The sequence below is a fragment of the Bradyrhizobium sp. genome (genome assembly GCF_019244115.1).
In the GTDB taxonomy this organism is placed as follows: Bacteria; Pseudomonadota; Alphaproteobacteria; order Rhizobiales; family Xanthobacteraceae; genus Bradyrhizobium.
Window position 1 is genome coordinate 1 of record NZ_JAFATE010000219.1, and the last position, 2464, is coordinate 2464.

Sequence of the window (2464 nt, forward strand, 5' to 3'; positions counted from 1 at the left end):
CAGTGCGGATCGTAGGCGGGAAACAGTGGATTCTGCGCCAGGGCATGCAGGATATCGGTGTGCATCAGTTCCTGGTGCTGCTGCTCGTGATTGAGCCCCACTTCGACCAGAGGCGCGACGATCTTCAACGCGTCGTCGTCGGCATTGCGCAGGAACGCCACCATGGCCGCATCGACATGGCAGCGATAGGCCGTGATCTCCTCGGCGCGAGGGCGCGTGATGAGGCCGCGTTCGTGGCGCGCATGACGGGGACCTGCGCTCACATAATAGGAATTGAATAGGAAGGCGTAGTCGGGATGAAACGGGCGGTAGCCATCGCAATGTTCGGCAAGCAAGAACTGCTCGAAGAACCATGTCGTATGTGCGCGGTGCCATTTCGCCGGGCTTGCGTCCGGCATGGACTGGATCTGCTGGTCTTCGGCGGAGAGCGGCGCAGCACGCCGCTCCGTCTCGTCGCGAACGGCGAGAAAGGCATCCACGAGAGCCGCCGCATGTGGAGCGGAGCCGGAGGAAGGTGACGGATCGGGGGTGTGGCGTGGCGCCGCGGCGGCAGGTTTCGTCACGATCATCTCCGGTTCGCAGGAACAGAACGTTACTTTCGCGTTAGGGTTCCTTCGGAAGGTCTGTCCTAGATAGGAGGTTCCCGCCGGTATAAAAGACCTCACAAGGTGATGATATTAGTGTCATCAGCCTATGAAGCCGGCTTGACGGGACTGTGGATCGCCATAGTGCTGCATGGCAGCTCCTCGGCATTTTACTTTGGATCGCCAACGGTTTGCGCTACATATAGTGCACGTGGAAGGGTTAGGCGGGCCGGGGCTGGCCCGGTCGGGGCGTCTCGCAAGGCCACGTACTGCAGGTTGTGGCCGGCGCGCTGCCCAAAAAGGAAGCGAATATGAGCATCGAGCAATTCATCGACAATGAAGTGAAGTCGAACGACGTCGTGCTGTTCATGAAGGGCACGCCGCAATTCCCGCAGTGCGGATTTTCGGGACAGGTGGTGCAGATCCTCGATCATGTGGGCGTGCCCTATAAGGGGCTGAACGTTCTCGAGTCCGCCGAACTGCGCAACGGCATCAAGGTGTATTCCAACTGGCCGACCATTCCGCAGCTCTACGTCAAGGGCGAGTTTGTCGGCGGCTGCGATATCATCCGCGAGATGTTCCAGGCCGGCGAGCTGCAGCAGCTCTTCGCCGATAAGGGCATCGTGGCCGGCGCACAGGCCTCCGCCTGAGCCCGGTAACGCGCCAGGTTGGCTCGGCGCTGCTGGAAGTCATTGTCGCCAACATCACCACATTGAGTGTTGACGCCATCGTCAACGCCGCGAATACGTCGCTGCTCGGCGGCGGCGGCGTCGATGGCGCCATTCATCGCGCAGCGGGACCGGAGTTGGTCGCGGAATGCCGCATGCTCCATGGCTGCAAGACCGGCGACGCCAAGATCACCCAGGGATATCGGCTGCCTGCGCGCCATGTGATTCATACGGTCGGGCCGGTCTGGCAGGGCGGCGATCGCGGTGAGGACGAACTGCTCGCCTCCTGCTATCGTCGCGCCATCGCGCTCTCCCATGCAAACGAACTTACGTCCGTCGCTTTTCCAGCCATCTCCACCGGCGTCTATCGCTTTCCCGCCGAACGCGCCGCCAACATCGCCCTCAACACCACGGTGGACGCGCTGCCGTCCGCGCCGTCGCTGACGCGGGTCATCTTCTGCTGCTTCTCGCAGGAGAGCGCCGGCTTCCATGAGCAGGCGCTGAGACGGTTGTCGAAGGCGGAACGCTGATCGATGAGGCGCTGATGGACTGACCGGCATTTGCAGTTGGCACTGGAATAATCGTCGTCTTGGATTGCGCATGATCTCCGCGCAAATGCGACGCATTTGCGCGAGGGAAAACCGCTGCACGCTTTTCCGGATCATGCGCTAAGCCGCTCGCACGATCTCCCGCACCAGTCCGACCATCTCCTCGATCATGGCGCCGGTCACGTCGAGATGCGTGCAGGCGCGGATGCGACCGTCCATCATCGCTAGCAGCACGCCGCGCGTGCGCAGCGCTGCGACCAGCTTATCGCCGGGAACGCCGGTGCCGTCAGGCTTGAAGAACACGAGATTGGTTGCCGGCTCCTGCACCTCGATCCCTGCGATCTGCGATAGGCCGCGCGCCAGCGCGCGCGCATTGGCGTGATCCTCGGCGAGCCGCTCGACATGGTGGTCGAGCGCGTAGAGGCAGGCGGCTGCCGCGATGCCGGCCTGGCGCATCGCCCCGCCGAGCCGCTGCTTCCAGCGCCAGACCTCGTCGATGAAGGCCGCGGAGCCCGCCAGCACGCCGCCGATCGGCGCACCCAATCCTTTCGAGAAATCGATCCAGGCGGAATCCCAGCCATCCGCCATTTTTCGCGCGTTGATGCGGGTGGCGACCGTCGCATTGAGCAGCCGCGCGCCGTCCATGTGGGTGGCCATGCCGTGT

At 63.1% G+C, this 2464-nt stretch carries 4 protein-coding genes; 2 read left to right on the forward strand and 2 right to left on the reverse strand.

Annotated elements, in window-relative coordinates:
* Positions 1-569: DinB family protein (locus tag JOZ76_RS09705; RefSeq protein WP_441300004.1), on the reverse strand; the 569-nt coding region annotated here is incomplete at its 3' end.
* Positions 570-895: 326 nt separating this feature from the next.
* Between JOZ76_RS09705 and grxD the strand changes: the two genes are divergently transcribed.
* Both grxD and JOZ76_RS09715 read left to right on the forward strand, forming a co-directional pair.
* Positions 896-1234: a Grx4 family monothiol glutaredoxin gene (grxD, locus tag JOZ76_RS09710; protein ID WP_291698411.1), complete on the forward strand. Its 339-nt coding sequence runs from the start codon at positions 896-898 to the stop codon at positions 1232-1234.
* Positions 1231-1782, forward strand: a complete 552-nt coding sequence (locus JOZ76_RS09715; RefSeq protein WP_291698413.1) for an O-acetyl-ADP-ribose deacetylase — start codon at positions 1231-1233, stop codon at positions 1780-1782. The genes grxD and JOZ76_RS09715 overlap by 4 nt, the downstream gene beginning before the upstream one ends.
* A gap of 138 nt (positions 1783-1920) precedes the next feature.
* Here JOZ76_RS09715 and JOZ76_RS09720 read toward each other — a convergent pair.
* The coding region (locus JOZ76_RS09720; RefSeq protein WP_291698412.1) for a threonine aldolase family protein at positions 1921-2464 on the reverse strand (544 nt) is incomplete at its 5' end.

Bases quoted from the DNA above. Each gene is read 5' to 3' on its own strand.
- grxD (WP_291698411.1), top strand. From the start codon at position 896: ATGAGCATCGAGCAATTCATCGACAATGAAGTGAAGTCGAACGACGTC.